The sequence below is a fragment of the Sorangium sp. So ce385 genome (genome assembly GCF_051474135.1).
In the GTDB taxonomy this organism is placed as follows: domain Bacteria; phylum Myxococcota_A; class Polyangia; order Polyangiales; family Polyangiaceae; genus Sorangium; species Sorangium cellulosum_D.
In genome coordinates this window covers 528,558-550,769 of sequence record NZ_CP150337.1, presented here as the reverse complement: position 1 = coordinate 550,769, position 22,212 = coordinate 528,558, and the positions used below count along the sequence as shown (strand labels likewise).

The window sequence follows — 22,212 nt, the reverse complement described above, 5'->3', positions numbered from 1 at the left end:
CGGCCCCGCACCTCCCCGGGTCGCCGCGATCGCGAGCGTGAATCGACCACGGCCCGCCTGGCCGAGGCGGGGTATCCATCCCGTATCCACCGTCTCCAGGAGCGAGCGCCCCCAGGCGCCTTGCGCTACGCCGCGCCCTGCGCCTCTTCCCTCTTCGGCCACGTGAACCGGAAGGTCGCGCCGTTCTTGCCGTCCGACTCCACCCAGGCCCGCCCGCCGCGGCTCTCCACGATCTTGCGCACGATGGCAAGGCCGATCCCGGTGCTCTCCACCTTGTCCCGCGCCTGCAGCGTCTGGAACATGCCCCACACCTTCTCCTGAAACGCAGGCGCGATGCCAGGACCGTTGTCCGACACCGAGAACTCGTACTGATCGCCCTGCTCCCGGGCGGACACGGACACCGCCGCATCCTCGCGGCCAGCGTGCTTGAGGGCGTTCGTGATCAGGTTCATCAAGACCTGTTGCAGCGGCACCCGGTACGTCCGCAAGAACGCGGGCGGCACGTCGAGCGTGACCCGCGCAGGCGGCTTGGGGGCGATGAGCTCGACCACGTCCCGCGAGAGCTTCTCGATGTCCACGCTCTCGGGCTTCTCGCGGAACCTCGTGGCGCGGGAGTAGGCCAGGATCCCCTCGATCAAGGCCTCCATGCGCCGCACGCGGCCGCGCAGCATCTCCATCTGCTGGCGCGTGTCGGCGGTGAGCTTGTCCGACAGGTCCTCCTCGATCCACTGGGCGAGGCTCGCGATGCCGCGGAGCGGCGCCTTGAGATCGTGGCTCGTCACGTACGCGAACTGGTCGAGCTCGGCGTTGGTGCGCTCCAGCGCGCGGATGAGCGACTGCGCCTCCCGGAACAGCCGGGCGTTGTCCATCGCCACCGCCGCCTGGGCGGCGAGGCCGACGGTGATGCGCTCGGAGCGCTCGGTGAAGACGCCCGGCTTCGGGTGGCCGAAGAACATCCCGCCGATGACCTTGCCGCTCCTCGAGACCACGGGGACGGCGAGGTAGCTCGCCACGGGGAGGTGCCCCTCCGGCAGGCCGTGATGAGGAGAGCTCTTTCCGTAGCGCGGATCCCGGGTCACGTCATCGATGCGGATCACGCCCTCTCCGCTGAACGTCGGCGCGAACAGCGCCGTGTTGCGCGGCATCGGGAAGCGCGAGAAGGCCTCCCTCGGCGCCCCCGAGAGCGCATACAGCATGTAGCTGCCGTTTCGCGCGTCGTTCACGTTGTAGAAGAACGCGCCGAACTCCGCGCCGGAGAGCTTCGTGCCCGCGTCGGTGACCGACTGGACGAGCGCGTCGAGCTCGAGCTCCGCCGACAGCACCTGCCCCACCTCGTGGAGCGTCTCGAGCACCTCGGCGTGCTCTCGCGTGAGCCGCTCGGCCTCGCGCTGCTGGCTGATATCCATGTTGCAGCCCACGTACTCGCGCACGCTGCCGTCCGTGGCGCGGACCGGCGCCGCGCGCGCCACCGTGTAGGCATACGAGCCGTCTCTCCGGCGGAGCCTGTACTCCGCTTCATACACGCCGCCGCGCGCCGTCGCCTCCGACCAGGCCCGCATCATCGCCTCCCGATCGTCGGGGTGGATCGCTCGCAGGAAGCCCCTCTCCAGGTACTCGGCCTCGTCCTGGCCCGTGAACTCGAGCCAGCTCGGCGAGCTCTCGACGATCGTCCCCTCCGGCGTGGCCGTCCACACGACGGCCGTGGTCGCCTGGACCAGCGTCCGGAGGCGCGCCTCGCTCGTGGCGAGCTCGATCGCGAGCTGCTCGACGTGGCGGCGCGCCAGCACCTGGTCGGTCACCTCGAAGGCGAACGCCATGACGCCCTCGGTGCTGCCGTCCGGCGCGCGCATCGCCTGATAGACGAAGTTGAAGAAGCGCTCTTCCTCCGGTCCGGCGGCGCCGCGGCGCAGGCGGAGGGGCACGGACGTGCCGACGTAGGGTTGACCGCTCCGGTAGACCCCGTCCAGGAGCTCGAAGATGCCTTGGCCGTACAGCTCGGGGAGCGCCTCCCGGATCGGCCTGCCCAACACCTCTCGGCCGCCGAGGATGTCTCGATACGTCGGATTCACCAGCTCGAAGACGTGCTCGGGGCCCCGCATGATGCAGATGCCGGCCGGCGCCTGGTTGAACAGGCCCGCGAGCTGCTGGCGAGACGCGTCGACCTGCTGGAACAGCCTCGCGTTGTCGATCTGCAAGGCCACGCGGTTCGCGAGCTCCTCGGCGAGCGCGACGTCCGCCTCGCAGAAGCGCCGGCCCGACTCGGCGTGGACCAGCGTGAGCGCCCCGATGTTCCGATCGCGCCCCCGGAGCGGGACGACGACGTAGGACCTGAGGCCCAGCGACCGGATCAGGCGCAGGTGCTCGGCGTTCATCGCGGCGGACTCGAGCATCGAGTCCGGGATGTCGGCCATCCACTCGGGGCGACCCGTGCGGATGACCGCGGGCACGCCCGTCGGGGCGTCGAGCCGGGGCGGGGACATCGCCCGCAGGCGCTCGCCCAGCGCGATCTTCGCCGGATCGCAGTGGTGAACGGCCACGCGCTCGACGGTGTCGCCGTTCAGCATGTCGACGGCGCACCAGTCCGCGAGCGTGGGCACCGCGAGGTGGGTCAGGTGCGCGAGCCGCGCGCCGACGTCGAGCGAGTTCGAGAGCACGGCGCCCGCCTCGCTCAGCAGGCGCAAGGTCGCCTGCTGCCGCTCGAGCGCGGCCGCGAGCATCTCCGCGCGCGCCCGGGCCTTTCGCTCCTGCTCGAGCAGGCGCGCCCGGTCGAGCGCCGACGCGCACTGCGCGGCCACGCTGAGCAAGAACTCGCGCGCTTCGTCGGTCCACGCCCGCTCGGCCGCGAACGAGAACGAGAGCGCGCCGAGCAGCTCTCCGTGGGCGACGATCGGCAGGACGGCGAGCGCCTGGATGTCGTCGCGAGCAGGCCTGAGCGCCGCGAGCTCGGGGTACGCCGCGTACAAGCTCCTCTGGGTGTCCACCCAGATCGGGCGGCGTTGCCGGAGCGCCTCCGAGAGCGGCAGTCGGGCGTCGAGGGGCACGATCGCGTAAGGGCTCGCGCGCTGCTCCTCCAGCCCCGACTGGCCGATCAGCGTCGCGGCCCCGGCCGCCTCGTCGACCGCGTACATCATCGTCGTCGAGGCGCCGAGCACGCGGTGGACGTCGTGGACGACGGCGGAGGCCATCTGTTCGATCGTCATCGCGCCGCTCAGCGCGGAGCTGACCGCGAGCAGCGCCTGCGTGAGCCGGGCGCTGCGATCGAGCTCCTCGAGGCGCCGCGAGAGCTGCGCCGCGAGCTCGCCGCGCTCCGCCTCGACCTGCTTCAGGCGGGAAATGTCGGCGAACACCGAGATCCCGCCCTCGAGCTCGCCACCGGGCCCGATGATCGGCGCGGCGCTCCCGAGGACCATGCCCCGCGTCCCATCGAAGCGCTGGATCCGGGTCTCCTCGCTCTCGATGACCTGCCTCGCGGACATCGCGCGCGCCATCGCCCAGTCGGCGGCCTCGTACGGGCGGCCGTCCTCGTGGAAGGCGCGATACAACGTCCAGTCCTGCATCGACTCGGTCGAGGCGCTGCCGGCCCAGATGCGCTCCGCCGCCCGGTTGTGCAGGACGAGCTTCCCGGAGGCGTCGCAGATGATGACGCCGTGCGGGCTGTGCTCGAGCACCGCGTTGAGCCACCCGCGATCGCGGGAAGCCACGACCCGGAGCCGCTCGAGCTCGCGCTTCAGGGCTTCGATGTCCATGGAGTCAACGCTGATCGAGGGGCCGGAGGACGGGCGGGGGTGCGCGGGGGTTCCCATAGAGTGACCGCAACCGGGGGCTCGGGGCGGGGCCGAGGCGTCGCTCGGGCGGACGTCGCCCGGAGCTTACGCTCATCGGCGGCGCGGCGAAAGGCGGCGCGGCGAGCGGCGGCGCGGGCCGGATCGCGCGCCGCCCCGCCGCGCGAGGCCGCGGCCGGAGCGGCTCACGCAGCGCGCGATCGAGGCTGCGCCGCCGCCGCGGCCTCGGCCGACGCCTGCCGGGTCCGCATGCGCCGCGCCGCGACCGTGGCGGCGGCGATCGCGGCGATCGTCGTCACGAGGAGCGGCGTCGCGCCGTCGCCGGACAGGTGCGCGCGCGAGACGTTGTCGAGGTGGATGCCGAGGTGCGCCGCCCACGCGACGAGCATGCTGCCGCCGGAGGCGAGGTGCAGCGCCGTCATCAGCACGCTCAGCGAGGTGATGAAGAGCGCGCTCAGCACGATCGACCACCACGGGACGCCCGGCAGGCACATCATGGGAAGGTGCCAGAGGGTCCACGCAGCGCCGATGATGAGGCTGGCGCGAATGGGCCCGTGTGCCGGCAGGAGCCGCGGGAGGGCATAGCCGCGCCAGCCGAGCTCCTCGCCGAGGGGCGCGAGCACGGCGATGCCGCGCTGCTCCGGGGTGATCGGGGGGTAGAGGAGCGTCGCCGGCATGCTCCCGCCGGCGAGCGCGAGCAGCGCGAGGCCGAGGAGGTGCAATAGCGCCGGCATGCACAGCGCGAGCGGCGCATGGGCCCAGCCCGCTGGAGCGCGGCGCGCCGAGAACAGCCCAGAGAGCCCGGCGCGGCCGCGCTCCTTCCAGGCGCACACCGCTGCTGCGACCGAGGGGCCGACGGCGCCGAGCGCGAGCGGCGCCATGGCGGCCTCCGGCGGGATGGGCGCGCCCCACTGCTGGAGGAGGAGCGGCAGCTGGCACAGCCAGGTGATGGCATAGGCGAGGACGAAGAACCGGACGACGGTCGGCGGCATGGCCCCGTGGGACAGCCGCGCGCGCCGGAGGGTTCCCGCCGGCGAGCGGCGAGCAGGTTCTTGGGCGCGCGCACGGCGGCTCGGCTGTCAGGCGGCCTGTCCGACCCGCGCCGGCGCGGACGGGGGCGGGCGGCGGCTCCGGGGCGGCGCCCCGGGCGGGCGCATGCGCGGAGAGGTCAGTGAGCGTGAGATAGAGCCGCAGCTGCGGGTTGGCTGTTTTGCGACGGGCAGGGTCGACGTTGAGCGGGACTACGATTGTCGCGCTGATGGCGCCGGAGGCGTGGGGCTCTCGGGGAAAAGACGATGCTGGCTTCGGGCTCCCCCTCGCTCACCATCCCCGCAGCGCGAACCCAGATGTTGGGGGCCGATAACCGGCAGGTGAGCGCGACAGCGCGCCGATATCGAGCAAGGAGCAAGCAGATGTTGGGCAATCGTTCAGGTCGCCTCATGGCGATCATGTTCGCGGGGAGCTTTGTCCTCGCGGGGGCTGGCGGCTGCATCGGCAGCGACGACGATGCCGAGGCGGGCCGCGGGGGGACGGCCGGCGACCACGGGACCGGCAGGGGCACCACGGGCGCAGACAGGGGCGGCGGCCAGACAGGCAGAGACGGCGCGAGAGGCGCTGGCGGGCAGCGCGGCGGCGAGCACGCCGGCGGCCGGCAGGGAGGCCGCGGGCAGGCCGGCCAGCAAGGCGGGCAGCGCGGCGGCGAGCAGGCCGGCCAGCAAGGCGGGCAGCGCGGCGGCGGGCAGGCCGGCCAGCAAGGCGGGCAGCGCGGCGGCGGGCAGCGCGTGGGCGGCACGCACGAGTGCGGCGAGCAGGCCGGCTATCAAGGCGGCAGGCAGGGAGGCCGCGGCGAGATTGGCAGTCGGCAAGGCGACCGCGGGCAGGCCGGCCGGCAAGGCGCGATGCAGCAGGGGTCGGAGACGGAGATCACGATGCTGGTCTCGCTCATCCACCGGAAGGAGGTCGAGCTGTCGGAGGTCGCCCGAGACAAGGCCGAATCCCCGGAGGTGCAGCGCTACGCCGAGCAGATCATCGAGGAGCACTCGCAGGCGGGGCAGCGCGGGGCGGAGCTGTCGCAGGGCGGCAGGGCCAACATCGAGGCCTGCTCGCGCTGCGAGCAGCTCGAGGCCAGCTCGACCGAGCTGAGCGAGTCTCTGGAAGACCAGGAAGGCGCCGAGTTCGACATCGCCTACATCTGGGCGCAGGTCTCCTTCCATCGCCGCGCCCTCGAGCTCCTCGACATGCCGCTCGTCGCGAGCGCGGACAACGCCAAGCTGCGCGCTCGCGTCGAGGCGATGCGAGCGGACGTCGAGCAGCACCTGAGGGAGGCCGAGCAGCTCTTCTGCGCGCTGCTGCAGGAGCAGCAGCAAGGCGGCCAGCAGCAAGGCGCCCAGTACGGGCAGCAAGGCGGCCAGCAGCAAGGCGCCCAGTACGGGCAGCAAGGCGGCCGGTACGGGCAGCAAGGCGTGCAGCAGCAGGGCCCGCAGAAGCAAGCGCAGCAGCAGCGCGGCCAGCAGCAGGGCGCCCAGTTCGGCCAGCAAAGCGTCCAGCAGCAAGGACAGCAGCGCGCGCAGTCCCGGCTGCAGGGCGCCCAGCTCGGCCAGCAGCAGCGCGGCCAGCAGCAGGGCGCCCAGCTCGGCCAGCAGCAACGCGGCCAGCAGCAGGGCGCCCAGCTCGGCCAGCAGCAACGCGGCCAGCAGCAGGGCGCCCAGCTCGGCCAGCAGCAACGCGGCCAGCAGCAGGGCGCCCAGCTCGGCCAGCAGCAACGCGGCCAGCAGCAGGGCGTCTAGCTCGGCCAGCAGCAGGGCGTCTAGCTCGGCCAGCAGCAACGCGGCCAGCGGCGAGGCCCGCAGGCGTACGCGCAGCAGCACGGCAGTCAGCCGAATCAGCGGTAAGGGGAATCCCTCCCCGATCGTGGCCGCGCTCTTCAGGATCGCGCGGATCACGGATATATTGGCCCTCACGCCCACCGCCTGAGAGCCCCCATGATCGCCCGCCGCCGACTGCACCGCGCCGTCTTCTCGCTCGCCGCCCTCTACAACGCCTGCTGGGGGCTTTACGCGGCGCTCGACCCGCAATGGCTGTTTCGCTTCGCGGGCATGCCGCCCCTCAACCACCCCGCGATCTTCGCCTGCCTCGGGATGGTGGTCGGGGTGTACGCCATCCTCTATGCGGAGGTCGCGCGCGCCCCGGAGCGCGGCTTTCTCCTCGCCGCCGTCGGCCTGCTCGGCAAGGTCCTCGGGCCGATCGGCCTCGCGGCCCTGCTCGCGACCGGGCAGTGGCCGCCCCGGTCCGCCGTTCTCTGCCTGACGAACGACCTCCTCTGGTGGGTCCCGTTCGGCGTGTATCTCCACGACGCGTGGCCCTTCTTCGTGCGTCAGTGGAGGGCACCACCGGAGGACGCCCTCGCCGAGCTTCGAGGCAGATCCCCGTCACGGCGCGGGGCGCCTCACGCGCCTTGACGAGGGTCTGCTCCAGGCGATGCGACGCGCGCGGCTGCGAGCCCAGGACGGGGGTAATCTGCCAGCGTTCGCCGGGCGCGAGGCCCGGCAGGAAGGTGGTCAACGCATGAGCTCGAACAGGGTAGCTGTCGTCGTCGGTGTCGGCCCCGGCCTGGGGGCCGCGGTGTCCAGGCGTTTTGCGAGCGCGGGATTCTCCATCGGGCTCGTGGCCCGGACGGCCGCCACCTGCGAGGCCGTGCAGCGGGAGATCGAGCAGGCCGGCGGCCGCGCCCTGAGCGTCCCCGCGGACGCCGCCGATCCGGCCTCGGTCGCGGCGGCCTTCGCGCGGGTGAAGGAGGCGCTCGGCCCGGCGGAGGCGATGATCTACAACGCCGGTGTATTTCGCATGGCCGGCGCCCTGGAGCTCACGCCGCGAGAGCTCGAGGACGCCTGGAAGATCAACTGCCTCGGCGGCTTCCTGAGCGCGCAGGCCGCGCTGCCCGACATGCTCGCGCGCGGCCGGGGAACGCTCCTCTTCACCGGCGCCACGGCCTCGCTCCGCGGCGGCGCGCGCTTCGCGGCCCTGGCGGTGGGCAAGTTCGGCCTCCGCGCCCTCGCGCAGTCGCTCGCGCGCGAGCTCGGCCCGCGCGGCATCCATGTGGCGCACGTGATCGTCGACGGGCTGATCGACACGCCCCGCGTGCGCGCCATGGCGCCGGACCGAGACGCCGCCACGCTGCTCGCCCCGGAGGCGCTGGCAGAGACGTACTTCCAGCTCCACGCCCAGCCGCCGAGCGCCTGGACCCACGAGATCGACGTGCGCCCGTCGGTGGAAAAATTCTGAGCGGCGCGAGCGCCCGCCGGCGGCAGGGCCTACCCGCGGCCGCTCGGGCGAGCCGCGCGCGTCACGGATCGATCCACGTCCAGGGGAAATCGACGTCCACGAGCGTGTCGTGGCCCTCGAGCACGTCGACGCCCTCGACGCGCACGATATCGCTGATGGTGTATCCGTCGAAATCCACGAGCCAGACGTCGACGTCGTAGTAACCGTCGGAGAGGCCGCCGATCGTGAGGCCGAAATCCTCGCAGTCCACGACCTCCTCCGCGACGAGGAAGCCTGCCTCGTCCTCGACGCTGACCGCGAGCCCGCTCACGTCGTGATCGAAGCACTCCCACGCGTCGTCGCTGCCGTCGATGGTCATCGTGACGGTGAGCGAGCCGCTCGTGACGTGAACGTGGTCATCGTCATCAGCGACGATGATGCACCCCGTGAGCGAGGCGGAGGCGAGGACGCAGCCAGCGAGACCCGAGAGCACCTTCGAGAGTTTCATGGGATCGTCTTCCTTTATCCAAGTCTGGCGCCGTCGCGCCGATGCGCGGAGGGTCAGCAAGCGCTATACCAGGAGCAGGCGCGCTGCCAGGCGCCGGCGGCTGCCTCCGGGCTGCCGGGTGGCATCGCAGTTGCTCCTGTGAACCCCATGGAGATGAACGTGCCAGTCCTCGAACACTCGTCCCCCACAGCCACGGCGCATCCCCCGCAGCGCAGCAGGCTCGCCGCGCTGGCCGCGCTCGTCGCGCTCGCGCTCCTCGGCGCGACCGGATGCGCGGCGGAGGTCCACACCAGGGCCGCCGCGCCCGCGACGGTCACGTACCACGAGTTCGCGGTGTACGAGGAGCCAGTCGTTCACATCGCAGCGCCGCCGGTCCACGTCGAGACCTACCCGCGCGTGTACTACCGCGGGGCCTACGTCTACTACGTGGACGGCCGCTGGTACTATCCGTCGCGCCACGGCTGGGTCTACTACCGCGACGAGCCGCACGCGCTTGTCCACTACCGCGTCGACTTCGAGCGCCGCCGCGCTCACCATCACCACCATCCCCAGGTGCGCCACGACCACGGGCACCACGTGCACCGCGGCCACGTGCACCGCGACCACGGGCACCACGCGGCCACGGTCCGGCCGGCGGCGCCGGCGAGGCCAGCGGTCACGGTCCGGGCAGGAGCGACGGTCAGGGCAGGCGCGACGGTCAAGGCGGGGGCGGCGGCCAGGCCGGCGACACCGGCGCGGCCGGCGAAGAAGCCTCGCGCGGAGCGTCGACGGCACCACGTCGAGGAGCGGCACCGCGAGCGGTGATCGCGGCAGCACGCTCCCGCCCGTCGCTGCCTCCAGGCTCCACCGAGCGCCATGAGCGCGCCCGGACGACCGGGACGACCCCGACTCACGCCGCGGCGGGCCGGCCCGCGCCGAGCCCGGGGCAGCGTGGGACGGAGCCAGATGAGCAGCGTCGCAGCCTTCGCCGCCCCGCCGGCGGCGAGCGCGCGGGCGACAATGCGAAATCGGCTACGCACCGGCTGTACCTGCACGTCGTCGCATCGCGTGATCGGACCCCCGATCGAGACTGGGAATGTGGAGGTCGAGGGTCTTCACGTGCCCATCACCCACGCAGCGCACGCGAGCGCGCATCGTGGCGACAAGGGAGGTCGGTCTCGCGCGCTGTAGGCGTCCATCCGCAATCCGCGGTATCGCTTTCGGAGCCGCTGCATGCGCTGAATGCAGGAGAGGCCGGCGCCCCCCGTGAGGGCTCGGCTCACCGAGATCAACCTTGGCACCCGAGACGTGCTTCGGTACACTTCTCACGGCTAGCCTCCGGGCGCCCCGAGGACGGGCGAGGTGGCACGCTCAGCGGACTTTCGGCGCACCCCCTGAGGTTCAGATGTCGGCGACGAGGCGCGATTCATTCTACCCGGGAACGCTCGACGGCCCGAAGAGCACGGCCCCTGCGTCGGGTCGCACGACGGGAGAGCCGCCGGACAGCGAGCAGCGCGTCGCGCAGCGGTGCGTGGATTGCGGTACTCCCGCACCGAAGACGGAGACGAACTACACGCTCATCAGCTCTCGTTATGGCTGGCGATTGACGCGGACCGTCGACGCGAACGGGCGGAGGACGATGGAGTGGCGCTGCCCGGGTTGCTACTCGCGCTATCGTGCGAAAAAGCCGCTCTGAGCTCGACACGGCGCGCCAGGGCGGTCGGACGCCTCTGACGCGCGGGCCCTCGGCGTGTCGCCATCACAGGTCTCGTGGCGATTCAGGCAGCCGCGCATCGAGCGCCTCTCGACCGGACCGGTCATGTCGCAGGCGCATCACGACATCCTCCAGGACTACCACGCTCGGCTGTGACGCGCGCTCGCCGGGATGTCTCGTGAAGCAGCGGTCCGGCGGGCCCCGCGCCGCCCGCTCCCCGCCGGGCGCCGAGCGGCGCGTCCGAGCCTTCCGCGCGCCCGGCGAGCCACCTATGCTCCGGTCACGCCGACCCGGCAGGCAGCATGCGCGCAGCGGATCTCGATCTCTCGGAGCTCCTCACGGTCGATCCGCAGGCCGGCGAGCTCCGCTTCTCCGGGGCGCGAGCGATCCTGCTCGATGCCGTCGCGATGGGCCTCCTGCGCAAGCAGCTCATCGACGCGCTGGGGGCCGCGGCCGCCCGCGCGCTCCTCACCCGCTTCGGCTTCGCGCACGGCTTCCGCACGGCCGAGGCGGCGCGCGCCGAGCTGCCGCTGGAGAGCGACGAGGAGTGGCGCGACGCGGGCGGGCGCATCCACACGCTTCAGGGGATGATCCGCCTCGCGCCGGGCGCGGACGGCCCGCTGTCGCCCGGGGGCGCGACGGTGGAGGCCTCGTACGAGGCGGAGCAGCACCTCTTGCACCTCGGCCGCGCGGAGGCGCCGGTGTGCTGGACGCTCGCGGGCTTCGCGAGCGGCTACCTGAGCTGCGTCGAGGGCCGGGACATCTACGTGATCGAGCGCCGCTGCCTCGGCCGCGGCGACGCGAGCTGCCTGTTCGCCGGTCGCACGGCCGAGGCCTGGGGCGCCGAGCTCGAGCCGCACCTGCCGTTCTTCCAGGAGGATCGCCTCGACGCCTCGCTGCGCCGCGCCGCCGAGGCGCTGGGGCGCGCCGAGCGCAGGCTGAAGGCGCGCGCCGAGACGCTCCTGCGGACCGCGGCGGCGGCGGCGGAGCCGGGCGGCATCGTCGCGTCGAGCCCGGCCATGCAGCGCGTGCTGGAGCTCGCGCGGCGGGTGGCCCAGGTGGACGCCACGGTGCTGATCACGGGCGAGAGCGGCACCGGTAAGGAGCGGGTGGCGCGGCTCGTCCACGACGCTTCGCCCCGCGCGCGGGCGCCGCTGCTCGCCATCAACTGCGCGGCGATCCCGGAGCCGCTGCTCGAGAGCGAGCTCTTCGGGCACGCGCGCGGCGCCTTCACGGGCGCGACGCGGGATCGCGCGGGGATCTTCGAGGCGGCGGCGGGAGGGACGCTGTTCCTCGACGAGGTGGGCGAGCTGCCGGCGGGGGCGCAGGTGAAGCTGCTCCGGGCGCTGCAGGCGCGCGAGGTGCGGCGGGTGGGCGAGAACCGCAGCCGCCCGGTCGACGTGCGGGTGGTGGCGGCGACCAACCGCGAGCTCGCCGCGGAGGTGGCGTCCGGCCGATTCAGGAAGGATCTTTACTATCGGCTGAAGGTGGTCGAGCTCCGGCTCCCGCCGCTGCGCGAGCGCCGGGAGGACATCCTGCCGCTCGCGCGGGCGCTGCTCGCGCAGGCGGCCGCGCGCATGCGGCGTCCGGCGCCGCGCCTCAGCCCCGGCGCGGCCGATCGCCTGGTCCGGTACGCGTGGCCCGGCAACGTGCGGGAGCTGGAGAACGCCATGGAGCGCGCCGTGGCGCTCGCCGAGGCGCGGCGGGTCGAGGCCGACGATCTGCCCGAGGAGGTGCGCTCGGCCCTGCAGCCGCCGGACGCCGGCCCGCGCGCGCCGGCGCGCGCGCGGACGTTCGGCGAGCGCGCGCGGACGCTCGGCGAGGTCGAGAAGGAGCACATCCTGGCCGCGCTGGCGCGCAACGACGGCAATCAGACGCGGACCGCGGCGGAGCTCGGGATCGGCGTGTCGACGCTGTACCGCAAGCTCAAGGAGTACGGGCGCGCGCCTGGGGGGTGACGGCGTGACGGCGCGCCTGTCGAGGGCTCCCGCGGCCGTCGCGTGAGCGCCTCAGCCGGCCTTGGCGGCCTCCGCGAAGGCCTTCCACGTCGCCTCGGCCTGGCCCACGCACGCGCGCGCGCCGTCGCGCACGATGGGCGTGCGGAGCAGGAGCGGATCGTCCAGCAGGAGCTCGGCGATCCGCGCTTCGCTCGGGCCGAGGTGCTGCAGGCCGCGCTCCTTCACCCGAGCGCCCTCCGCGTCGTAGAGCGCGCGCATGCCGCCCACGGCGCGCGCCACGCTCGCGAGCTCCCCCTTGGAGAGGCCCTTCTCGCGCACGTCGACGAGCTGCACCTTGATGCCGCGGTCGGCGAAGAACCGCTGCGCCGCCCGCGTCGCCTTGCACTTGGCGGTGCCGAAGATCTGGATCATGCGCGTCGCTCCTGCGTGGCGTGGCCCGCTTCGCGCCCCGAGGGCAGCGCGGGCGTGAAGCATAGGCGCGGACGCGGCAGCCGACCAGGCGGCAACGAGGCGGGACGCCGGTGGATCCCGCGCCGCGCGAGGACGGGACCGGCGGACCGGACCAGGAGCAGGCCGGCCGCCGGGGCGAGCGGGCGGGGACGCGGTGAAGAGCGCCCGCGTGGCGCCGGTGCGGCCGCTGTGCAGCAGCGCTCGAGCGGGGGCGAGGCTGATGATCACTCGTCAGGTGCGGGGACGGTCGCCGCACCGCAGCGGTCGACCGTGTAGTCTCCGTCGAGCGAGAGATCCTCGTTGGCGGCGCCGCGCAGCTTCACGAAGAGAGAGGCGTCGTCGCTGCTGACGATCTCGAGCGTGCCCCGGAACCCGGAGCCGCCTGCGCCCGTGCCCCAGCAACCGGGGTAGGCCAGCTCTTCGTAATAGCTGATCCGTGAATCCGACAGGTCGATGAGGCCGTCCGTCAGGAGCTCGGCCGGCACGACCAGGATGAACTGCCAGATGGGCGCGGTGTCGCACGTCACGGAGACCCAGGGGTCTGCGCACTGCTGAACAACGCTGCTGAAGAACAGGACGAGCGCGTCAGGGTCATCCGCGGGGGGTATCAGAGGCTCGATGTCGGGGGGGAAAGACACGTCGCCGGCTCTCATCGCGATGACATCGGGGTCCGCGGCGCTGCCGCCGGAGCCCGAGGGGGCATCGCCGTCGCCCCATCCGCCCTGGAATGGGGGAAAGGGGATCTCGTCACACCCTATGATCAACATGGCCACGGCTCCGACAGCCATCATTCGTCGGTTCATTCGCTCATTCTCCGGATCGGGTTGCTGATATGGAGTCCCTGGAGGGCGCGAAGACGGCTCATCCGAGCTGACGAGCGTCGCCGGGCTCCAGAGCGAGACGACGAGACGACGGCCGGGCCGAGATCCACCGAGGGGGCAAACCGGCCCTCACGGGTGGCAAGGTGCCCCGCCGGCGAGCAGGGCCGGGGGAGCGACGCTCAGGCGCGATCGGCGATCGATCGAGCTGCGCGTTGCTGGACGGGGACGCCGCGCGCGCGAAGACGCCGACGCGCTCGGCTCGGCGTCCGGACGAGGCCGAGGTCGGCGTTGGCCGATTCGCCGAGGCCGCCCGGGCTCAGCAGGGCGCCGGGAGCGAACGAGAGAGGAGCGCCGGCGCGGACGGCGACGCCGGCGCGGACGGCGACGCCGGGGCGGACGGCGAAGCCGGCGCGGCGGCGAAGCCGGCGCGGCGGCGAGCGCCGGGACGCGCGTCTTCGCGCAGATCTCGGGGGTCGCGAGCGACTCTCCGGGCGGAGGCGTCGGCGGGAAGGACTCGTGGAGGCTGGCGCGCAGGATTTCGACGACGCGGAGCGCAGCGCAGGCCCGGCCGTGGGCCGGGGGTGGCGGGGAGGAAGAGGGCATCGGGGAGCGACGTGTCGCGGGAGCAACGCTGGGCGATGTTGCTCCGACCGAGGTTGCGCAGGTCGCGCCGACCGAGGTTGCGCAGGTCGCGCCGACCGAGGTTGCGCAGGTCGCGCCGACCGAGGTTGAGCCGCCGGCCGACGTTGAGCCGCCGGCCGACGTTGAGCCGCCGGCCGACGTTGAGCCGCCGGCCGACGTTGCGGCCCTCCGACGTTGCGGCCGGCCGCCGCCGACCGAGGTTGCGGCCGGCAGCCGCAGCGTCGGTCAACGTTGTCGCGTCGATCGGCCCCACCTCGAGCGAGTTTGTCGCGGGCGAAACCACGAGCCGCTCGCCGGCGGGGAGGCTTTGGCGCGCTCGGGCCTCGAGCTTCGACAGCGACCCGAGCACGCGCACGAAGACGTCGAGGTGCAGGTCCACGAGGTGGCGATGGAAGCCGAGCAGCCGGTAGAGCACCCGCTAAACGTGCTCGGCACACCGGTCGTACAGGGCGGAGCACGCCCCGGGATCACGTCGCCCGAACCCATCCACGAGCGCCGCGTCGTCCCCCGGCGAAGGCGAACCTGGGTGGGGCGGCACCGCGAAGGCGAACCCGGGTGGGGCGGCACGGCACGGGTGGGGCGGCAGCGGTCGGACGAGCTTCAGGGGGTCGGATCAGACGAGCTTCAGCGGGTCGGATCGAGCGACGCGCCTCCCCCTGAAGTCCCCGGAAGCGCAGCCCGCGGGGAGGCGCACGGTTCGCCGGGTCGCCAGGCGCTCGCCCAGACGCCGGGTCGCTAGGCGCTCGCCAGAACGCCGGGTCGCCAGGCGGCTCGCCCGGACGCCGGACCCCGGCACCACGCACGGAGCACGGGCCCTCGACAGCGCGCCGAGCGGAGCCTCTGGAGCGCTCCCCCATGAGCCGCTCCGCTCGCTTCCAACGCCCCGCTTGCCTCGATGGATCGCGCAGGTCGGGAACGCTTCGAGCAACCTCGGCCTTGATGTCCATGACGAACAAGGCCCGGCGACTCGCTCCGCCGTGTGCGTCGGGCGCCGGCTTGGCCACCTCCAGCGACAGTACCCGACGACCAAGCCGCACCGGCGTGCACCGCCGACGGCCCAGCACGCCGTGCCCGCTCGTCTGGCGACCCGCGCCCGCGCGGTCCCGCGCCGGCGGAGGAAGCCGCCGCTCCGAGCGGCGGCAGACCCAAGAAAAACGCCTTGAAAATACGCCAAATCGGCGCGCGATTCGTTTTCCTATTTACGTCCTCGGCGGTTAGGATATCGAGGCGCCTCGATGATCGTGCCCCCTCACGCCCTTCGTGGTCAGGCACGACGCAGCGGCAACCCTGGAGCGCATTGAATGAGGTTCCGTTCCTCGCTCTCGGCGAGCGAGTCCGAATCGAGTTTTCCCGTTTCCATCGATTCCGCGGGCGAGCGCGGGGGCGAGCGCGCTCCTGCGCGCCGTGCGAAGGCCGCAGGCGCGCACGCCACGCTCGGGGCGACCGAGCTCTACTTCCGGTCGCTCGCCGGAAGCCAGCCGCTCACGCGCGAGGGCGAGGTCGCGATCGGCCGTCGCATCGAGGCGGGCGCGCTCGCGTGCTTCGAGGCGTGGGTCCGCTCGCCGGTCGCCCTTCGCGAGCTGGCCTTCACGGCGGAGGACGTCGAGAACGGGGCGCTCAGCCTCCGGGATCTCTTGTGCGAGGCCGACGCGAACGATCCCGAGGCGGACGCCTGCGCGACGCGGCTCGCGGGCCTGCTCGATGTCGCGCGAGCGCTCGCCGCCCGCAAGCAGGACGACGAGGGCGTGGAGATCGCCCTCGCGGGCCTGGCCGCAGGCCTCGCCGAGCTGCGCCTCGATCCGGCCTTCGAGGAGCGCATCGAGCGGAGCCTGCGCGCCGCGGCGGCCGCAGCTGACGCGGCGGAGCGCGCGTCCATCGAGGCCACGCTCGCGGCGATCGCCCGGGGGCGCCGCGCGGTCGCCCAGGCGAAGTCCGAGCTCGTCCAGGCGAACCTCAGGCTCGCGGTCGCCATCGCGCGGGAGCACCAGCGCTTCGGCGTCCCGCTGCTCGACCTCGTGCAGGAAGGCAACCTCGGCCTGATCCGCGCCGCCGACAAGTTCGAGTACCGCCGCGGCCACCGCTTCGGCACCTACGCTGCGTGGTGGATCAAGCAGGCCATCAAGCGGACGATCCTCAACCAGGGTAAGCCCGTCCGCATGCCGGTCCACCTCACCGCGATCCGCAGCCAGGTGGTGCGCGCCCGGCGCGACCTGGTGCAGGAGCGCGGGCACGAGCCCACCGTCGAAGAGGTCGCGGAGCGCAGCGGGCTCTCCGTGGAGAAGGTGCGCGTGATCGGCGAGCTCGCCCTCGAGCCGCTCAGCCTCGACGCCCCGGTCGGCGAGGAAGGCGACACCCGGTTCGGCGATCTGCTGGCCAACGAGGAGCCGACGCCCGCCGACATGCTGGCCCGGCGCCGCTTGATCGAGCAGACGCGCGAGCTGCTCGACTCGCTGCAGCCGCGCGAGCGCGAGCTCCTGCGGCGCCGCTTCGGCCTCGACGGCAACGAGGACGAGACGCTCGAGGAGATCGGGCAGTCGTTCTCGCTGACGCGGGAGCGCATCCGCCAGATCGAGGCGAAGCTGCTCGAGAAGCTCCGGATGCGCTCGCGGCAACGAGAGCTCGGCTCGTACCTCGAAGGGTGACCGCGGGGCCGAGGCGCGCGCGAGGGCGCGTGGAGCCGCGCCAGCGCTCGGTCAAGCGACCGGCGAGCGGGGGCGCGGTGAGGGCGCGCTCGCGCAGCCTTCGATCGGGCCGGCGGCGGCGGCGCGGACGCGTCGCGATCGGCCCAGGGAGCTCGCCGATGCGCAGCTGGAACCACGGAGCGACGTGGTTCGCTGCTCGGCGATGCGCAGGATCCCGCCACACGCGCGAGGCCGCACCCACGGGCACCCGGTGCGCGACGCGCCTGCGGGGCCCGATCGCTCCAACCTGGTAGGCGCGCGACCGGCTCCTCGGGTGACGGGCATGGCTGAAGCGCCGGAGCACGACGCGCGCCAGCGCCGTCGTCGCCCGCGCCCGCAGCGCCTCGTCCGTGTCGGCGCTGATGTCGTCCAGCGCGACGCGGAAGTGCGGCACCCGTCCCCAAAAACGACCGACGACCGATGAGTTTCGGGGCGCCGGTCTGTCCAACACTTCGAAGAGCGAACGAGCACGAGCCAAGGAAGCCGAGGACCGGAACGGCGGCGCCGTGCTCGCGTCCTTCTAAACGCTGAACGCCACGCGCATCCAGCCGTCTGAGGCGGCGGCTGCCCAGGGCTCTCTCGAACGTCCTACGCCCATCGCCGAACGAGGAGACGACGCATGACCACCAACCCCGAAGCCACCCCGACTTCTGACCGCGACCTCGTGTTGACGCGCATCATCGACGCGCCGCGCGAGAAGGTGTTCAAGGCCTGGACCGACCCTGAGCTCCTCAAGATGTGGTTCGCCCCTCAGCCGTTCACCACGCCCTTCGCCGAGCTCGACGTGCGGCCTGGCGGCGCCAGCCTGATCGTGATGCGCGACCCACAAGGGAACGAGTACCCGAACAGGGGCGTCTTCCTCGAGGTTGTCGAGAACGAGCGGCTCGTCTTTACCGACGCGTACACCTCGGCATGGGAGCCGTCGGACAAGCCGTTCATGACGGTGATCCTGACGTTCGAGGATCAAGGCGGCAAAACGAAGTACACCGCCCGCGCCCGCCACTGGACGGTCGCCGACCGCGAGGCGCACGAGAAGATGGGGTTCCACGAAGGCTGGGGCCAGTGCGCTGCCCAGCTCGAGGCGGTCGTCACGGCCCACGGGTAAGCCGGCCCGGACCTGACGCTGAGTGGGCGGACCTGACCCCCATTGAGTGACGCGGACCTGACCCGGATTGGGACTTCCCCGACCCGGGTTGCCCACCCGCAAGCCACCCGGGGCGGCTTACCCGGCCCGGATGCTCACCCGCGAGCTACCCGAGTGGAGGTCGGCCGCGGGACTTACCCGACCGACTTACCCGACCCGGGTTGCTCACCCGTACTATCGGGCTTGCTCGACCCAGGTTGCTCACCGGGCTTACCCGACCCGGGTTGCTCGCCCGGACTTACCCGGATTTGCCCGACCCGGGTTGCCCACCTGCAAGCCACCCAGGGGCGGCTCACCCGGCCCGGATGCTCACCCGCGAGCTACCCGAGTGGACCTCGGCCGCTCGCCAGTCACGAATCTGTACAGAGCACCTCGCGCTTGTACACCCACGCGCCGCAGACAGCTTCAAACGGACCCGTGAAGAGCAATTCAACTCGGGTTGCAACCTGCATTGCCACCTGCGACCTACCCACCCGAGTCAACCCAGGTTGTGTTCGATCCGACCAAGCAGAGCCTGTCGCAATCTCACCCCGGCGCCACATCGTGGTCGCTCGGCCCGCAACGCCATCCCACGTCGTCATGCGCATGGCTCATGGGCGTCTTGAGTCGCCTCGCTCCGCCATCTTCAGACGCACGTGCCCCCCGGCGACGTGTCGCCCCCCGTCGCCTCTCACCGCCTCACTGTGCCCCGCCGGCGCAGCAACTACACCGTGAGCACGGCGTCCGTCACGGCGACCCCGTGAAACGCTCGCATCCACCACGTCCCCGCGGGGAATACGGCGCTGCGCACCCCGCTGCGCCACCGTTCGAGCGCCGCGCGGTACGACGCGCGAAACGCGCGCACGGCGGCAGCAGCGTTTCGCCATGCATCACCCTGCTCGCGGCCGACCGCAAACGTCGGACTGCAGTCGCGCAGCGGCTCGAAGCTCGTGGCACGCTCATAGGGGGACACCCGGATGGCGCCCTCGGCGCCAAGGACGTGTTGCCCTCGCCGCTCCACCTCCTCACGTGCGTGCGCTTCCTGTCGCTCCAGCTCGGCGGCGACCTCGCCGCGAAAGCCGTCGCCGCCGTCCTGTTCTATGGCAGGCGGCAGCGCGAGCGCGAGCGTTACTTCTTCTGGCCACTGCGGGTTTTTCGGATCGAGATATGCCGCGGGTCGCATCGCGCGCAGCACGCCGCAGCCGAGCTCGTTCACGTCCACCTTGGCGCCCGGCCACTCGCGCGCATGTCGGACCAGGCCGGCGGCCACGGGATTCGCGAGCACGTAGGCGATCTTCTCCACCACCGCCGTCCGCGTCAGCAGCCGCACCACGCTCGTCGCCTCGTGGTCCCACACTGGCCCTTCCCACGTGCGGAGCACCTTGGTCCCGAGCGCGACGATGCGATGGTAGAATTGCAAAAAACGCGGCAGGACGCCCATCGTATCGGTCACGACGAGGTGCAGGTGCGTCGACATCGCGCAGAGCGCGTGGACCTCGATGCCGAAGCGGCGCGTCGAGACGGCGAGGGTGTAGACCAAGAGCTGGGTGATGGCGGCGTCGGGGCGGAAGAGCAGATGCCTGCGCAGGACACGACGGGTGATGAGGTAGGTGGCGCCTGCGGCAATCTCGCGGGGCTGGCTCATGGCTGGCGTGCAATGACAAACGCCGTGCCGGCGGCTGGGGCGAATGATTTCAGGGCCTTGGCTCGCCCCTTTGGGTGGCGCCGCCAGGGCGCCCGGTGGTCCGCCACCTGGACAGTCTTGCGGCTCGCCCAACCTGCGGCGGCTCCTCTGGCCTGGGCTGCCCCTCCCCCACCCACACCCATCCCCAACCTGGGTTCTCCCTCCTCCCCTCCCCTGACCTGTGTTCGTCACCATCGCCCTCCTCCTCCTCTCCCGACCTGGGTTGGGCGAGAGCGGAGGGCGGAGAGCGGGTCGGGCGCCACCAATCTGGTCGTCCCAACCTCGGTCGGTCGCGCAACCTGGGTCGGGTGGTCGGGTCGGGTCGCAGTCGGTCGCGCAACCTGGGTCGGATGGTCCAGTCGGTCGCGCAACCTGGGTCGGATGGTCCTCAACCTGGGTCGGGTGGTGGGTCGTCGGGTGGCCCTGCAACCTGGGTTCACGCGTGGTCCGCGCGACGTGATCGGATCGGCCCTCTCTCCTGCCAACCCGGGTAAGGCCGTCCGGGGTTATGGCCATCCGGTTGGGTCGTCCGGGTTGGCGTCGTCCCAACCCGGGTAAGGCCGTCCGGGGTTAAGGCCATCCGGTTGGGTCGTCCGGGTTGGCGTCGTCCTGGTCCTCCTTCACTGCTCCGACGGTGACGGCGCCTTCACCGGCTCCGGCGCGGCAACCGCGGGCTTCTTGATGTTCTGGCCCATATCAGGCCGTTGCTCCAGCTTGAGCGGCGGGATCGCCTCGACCCTCCCGCTCGCCGCGGAGCTCTGGATCGCCAGCATCACCCGCACGTCCGCGAGCCCCTCGAGCCCCGACGGCTCCGGCTCCCTGTCCTCAAGGATGCAGCGCGAGAAATAGACGAGCTCGGGGGCGAACTGGTCGCGCTTCTTGAACGTCTTCTCCTCCGTCTTCCCGCCCACCGTCAGGTAATGCTTGATGTCGGCCGTGTAATCAAAGGCCGGCTCCACGCGCAGGTCCCCCTCGGTGCCCGCGAGGCGGAACGACGACACGCTCGCGAGCCCCTGGCTGACGGTGAACTGCGCGACGGCGCCGCTCGGGAAACGCAGGATGGCCGCCGTGGTCTCGTCGACATCCTTGGCGCGCCTCTCGTCGATCCGCAGGCTCGTGGCGAGCACCTCGCTCGGCTCCTCGCGGAAGAGGTACCGAGCGGCATTCACGCAGTACACGCCCAGATCGAACAGCACGCCCCCGCCCTCGTCCCTCCGGGTGCGAATGTCGCCGGGGCGCACCACCTGCGTGAACAGCGAGGTGAAGGCGCGCACCTCGCCGAGCTTGCCCGAGCGCGCGATCTCGATCGCCTGCAGGTTCGCCTCCTCGAAATGCAGGCGATAGGCGATCATCAGCTTCACGCCGCGGTCCTTCGTGGCGCGGATCATCGCCTCGCAGTCCTCCTCGGTCATGGCCATGGGCTTCTCGCAGAGCACGTGGGCGCCCGCCGCCGCGGCCCGCTCCGTGTACTCGCGGTGCATCGCGTTGGGCAGGGCGATGTACACCGCGTCCGCCCGCGCGCGCCTCAGGACGTCCTCGAGCTCGTCGTACCCGCCGCGCTCGGTGATACCGTAGCGCTCGCCCAGCGCGGCGAGCTTCTCGGGGTCGCCCGAGACCAGCGCCACGAGCTCCGAGTTCTCGGCGGCGTTCTTGAACGCCGGCAGCACGGCGACCTGCGCGATGTTGCCCGCCCCCACGACGGCGTAGCGGATCTTCCTGGTCTCGTTCGACGCTGTCTTGGACATGGTCCCTCCGTGCGCGGACAACCCGCGTCCGCGGGGAACATGGAGAGATGACCGCAGGCGTCAACCGCCGGGCATGTCGCCCAGGGCGCCCGCCCCCCGAGGCCCCCCACCCCCCGCCCGCGGCCCGCCCCTCCGCCCCCAGAGCACCCCCGCGCGCCGCGTACTACCCTGCGCCCGTGCGCTGGTCACCGCGTCCCCTCACGCTCCGCCAGCTCCAGCACTCGCTCGCGGTCGCCGAGCACCGCGGCTCCCGGCGCGCCGCGGCCGCCTGCCGCGTCGCGCAGCCGTCGCTATCGGCCGGGGAGGATGGAGCGATGAGGAGCGGCACCACGAAGGATACGGTTCACGAGAGCACCCGCACCCCGACCACGCGGCGGGGACGCCCGGCGAGCGGTACCGCGCGTTCGAGCCCTGGGAGCGCGACGAGCTCGTGAAGAACCTCGTTGAGGCGCTGTCGCAGCGCGACCGCGCCGTCCAGGAGCGGATGATCGGCGACCTCGTCCAGTGCGATCAGGACTACGGCCGTCGGGTCGCCGAGGGGCTCTCTTCAAGGGCCGACGGATCCCCTCGGGCTCGCATCGACTCGGCAGCGCGGGGTTCGCCGTCCTCGCCACGAGGGCGAGCTCGACGGCAGCGATCGCGACGCTCACACTGTAACGACGTGCGCTGTCTCCCGCGGTCGAATGCCGCGCAGCCGGAGAGCACCCAAGGCTCCCCCGGCGATCTCCGCTGCGCGGGGCCGAGCGTTGTCGGCGCCTTGCCTCGAGCCCGACGCAGGGCCGCTGAGCGGACCGAGTTGCCTCCCGAGCGCTCGTGATAATCTCACCTCGCGCCTGCCGGAATCCTGGTAGAAGGCGCGAGGGGC

Annotated in this window: 15 protein-coding genes; 8 read left to right on the top strand and 7 right to left on the bottom strand. The window is 72.3% G+C overall.

Annotated features, from left to right (window positions below; all coding sequences use genetic code 11):
- Positions 1-125 precede the first annotated feature (125 nt).
- Together WME83_RS02120 and WME83_RS02115 are read right to left on the bottom strand one after the other, a co-directional pair.
- The gene (locus tag WME83_RS02120) at positions 126-3,746 is read right to left on the bottom strand and encodes a GAF domain-containing protein (protein ID WP_437317592.1); all 3,621 of its coding nucleotides are present in this window, start codon (positions 3,744-3,746) and stop codon (positions 126-128) included.
- Between the two features lie 221 nt (positions 3,747-3,967).
- The gene (locus WME83_RS02115) at positions 3,968-4,774 is read right to left on the bottom strand and encodes a CPBP family intramembrane glutamic endopeptidase (protein ID WP_437317591.1); all 807 of its coding nucleotides are present in this window, start codon (positions 4,772-4,774) and stop codon (positions 3,968-3,970) included.
- Between the two features lie 303 nt (positions 4,775-5,077).
- Between WME83_RS02115 and WME83_RS02110 the strand changes: the two genes are divergently transcribed.
- The 3 genes from WME83_RS02110 to WME83_RS02100 all read left to right on the top strand — a co-directional run bounded on the left by WME83_RS02110 (position 5,078) and on the right by WME83_RS02100 (position 8,063).
- Complete coding sequence (locus WME83_RS02110) at positions 5,078-6,568, top strand: DUF4142 domain-containing protein (protein ID WP_437317590.1); 1,491 nt, start codon at positions 5,078-5,080, stop codon at positions 6,566-6,568.
- Positions 6,569-6,763: 195 nt separating this feature from the next.
- The gene (locus WME83_RS02105; protein ID WP_437317589.1) at positions 6,764-7,240 is read left to right on the top strand and encodes a hypothetical protein; all 477 of its coding nucleotides are present in this window, start codon (positions 6,764-6,766) and stop codon (positions 7,238-7,240) included.
- A 106-nt stretch (positions 7,241-7,346) separates the two neighbouring features.
- On the top strand, positions 7,347-8,063 hold the full coding sequence (locus WME83_RS02100; RefSeq protein ID WP_437317588.1) for an SDR family NAD(P)-dependent oxidoreductase: 717 nt from the start codon (positions 7,347-7,349) through the stop codon (positions 8,061-8,063).
- A gap of 61 nt (positions 8,064-8,124) precedes the next feature.
- On the opposite strand, the gene WME83_RS02095 is transcribed toward WME83_RS02100, so the two are convergent.
- Positions 8,125-8,550, bottom strand: a complete 426-nt coding sequence (locus WME83_RS02095; protein WP_437317587.1) for a hypothetical protein — start codon at positions 8,548-8,550, stop codon at positions 8,125-8,127.
- Between the two features lie 159 nt (positions 8,551-8,709).
- Here WME83_RS02095 and WME83_RS02090 point away from each other — a divergent pair, with 159 nt between their 5' ends.
- Both WME83_RS02090 and WME83_RS02085 read left to right on the top strand, forming a co-directional pair.
- The gene (locus tag WME83_RS02090; RefSeq protein ID WP_437317586.1) at positions 8,710-9,354 is read left to right on the top strand and encodes a hypothetical protein; all 645 of its coding nucleotides are present in this window, start codon (positions 8,710-8,712) and stop codon (positions 9,352-9,354) included.
- A gap of 1,191 nt (positions 9,355-10,545) precedes the next feature.
- Entirely contained in the window at positions 10,546-12,201 is a 1,656-nt protein-coding gene (locus WME83_RS02085; RefSeq protein WP_437317585.1) for a sigma 54-interacting transcriptional regulator, read from the top strand.
- Between the two features lie 51 nt (positions 12,202-12,252).
- Here WME83_RS02085 and WME83_RS02080 read toward each other — a convergent pair whose 3' ends face one another.
- Positions 12,253-12,612 (bottom strand): arsenate reductase family protein, encoded by a 360-nt coding sequence (locus tag WME83_RS02080; protein WP_437317584.1) that lies wholly within the window; start codon positions 12,610-12,612, stop codon positions 12,253-12,255.
- Positions 12,613-12,875: 263 nt separating this feature from the next.
- A complete protein-coding gene (locus WME83_RS02075; protein WP_437317583.1) occupies positions 12,876-13,418 on the bottom strand; it encodes a hypothetical protein in 543 nt (180 codons plus the stop codon).
- Between the two features lie 1,997 nt (positions 13,419-15,415).
- Between WME83_RS02075 and WME83_RS02070 the strand changes: the two genes are divergently transcribed.
- Both WME83_RS02070 and WME83_RS02065 read left to right on the top strand, forming a co-directional pair.
- The gene (locus WME83_RS02070) at positions 15,416-16,756 is read left to right on the top strand and encodes a sigma-70 family RNA polymerase sigma factor (protein WP_437317582.1); all 1,341 of its coding nucleotides are present in this window, start codon (positions 15,416-15,418) and stop codon (positions 16,754-16,756) included.
- Between the two features lie 658 nt (positions 16,757-17,414).
- On the top strand, positions 17,415-17,900 hold the full coding sequence (locus WME83_RS02065) for an SRPBCC family protein (RefSeq protein WP_437317581.1): 486 nt from the start codon (positions 17,415-17,417) through the stop codon (positions 17,898-17,900).
- 742 nt (positions 17,901-18,642) lie between these two features.
- Here the strand turns inward: WME83_RS02065 and WME83_RS02060 are convergent.
- A complete protein-coding gene (locus WME83_RS02060) occupies positions 18,643-19,563 on the bottom strand; it encodes a transposase (protein ID WP_437322149.1) in 921 nt (306 codons plus the stop codon).
- A gap of 659 nt (positions 19,564-20,222) precedes the next feature.
- Positions 20,223-21,347, bottom strand: a complete 1,125-nt coding sequence (locus tag WME83_RS02055; protein ID WP_437317580.1) for a Gfo/Idh/MocA family protein — start codon at positions 21,345-21,347, stop codon at positions 20,223-20,225.
- Here WME83_RS02055 and WME83_RS02050 point away from each other — a divergent pair.
- Positions 21,346-22,164 carry a catalase-related domain-containing protein gene (locus tag WME83_RS02050; RefSeq protein WP_437322148.1) on the top strand — a complete coding sequence of 273 codons (819 nt, stop codon included), beginning with the start codon at positions 21,346-21,348 and terminating at the stop codon, positions 22,162-22,164. The two genes, WME83_RS02055 and WME83_RS02050, sit on opposite strands and share 2 nt — an antisense overlap.
- Positions 22,165-22,212: the final 48 nt, after the last annotated feature.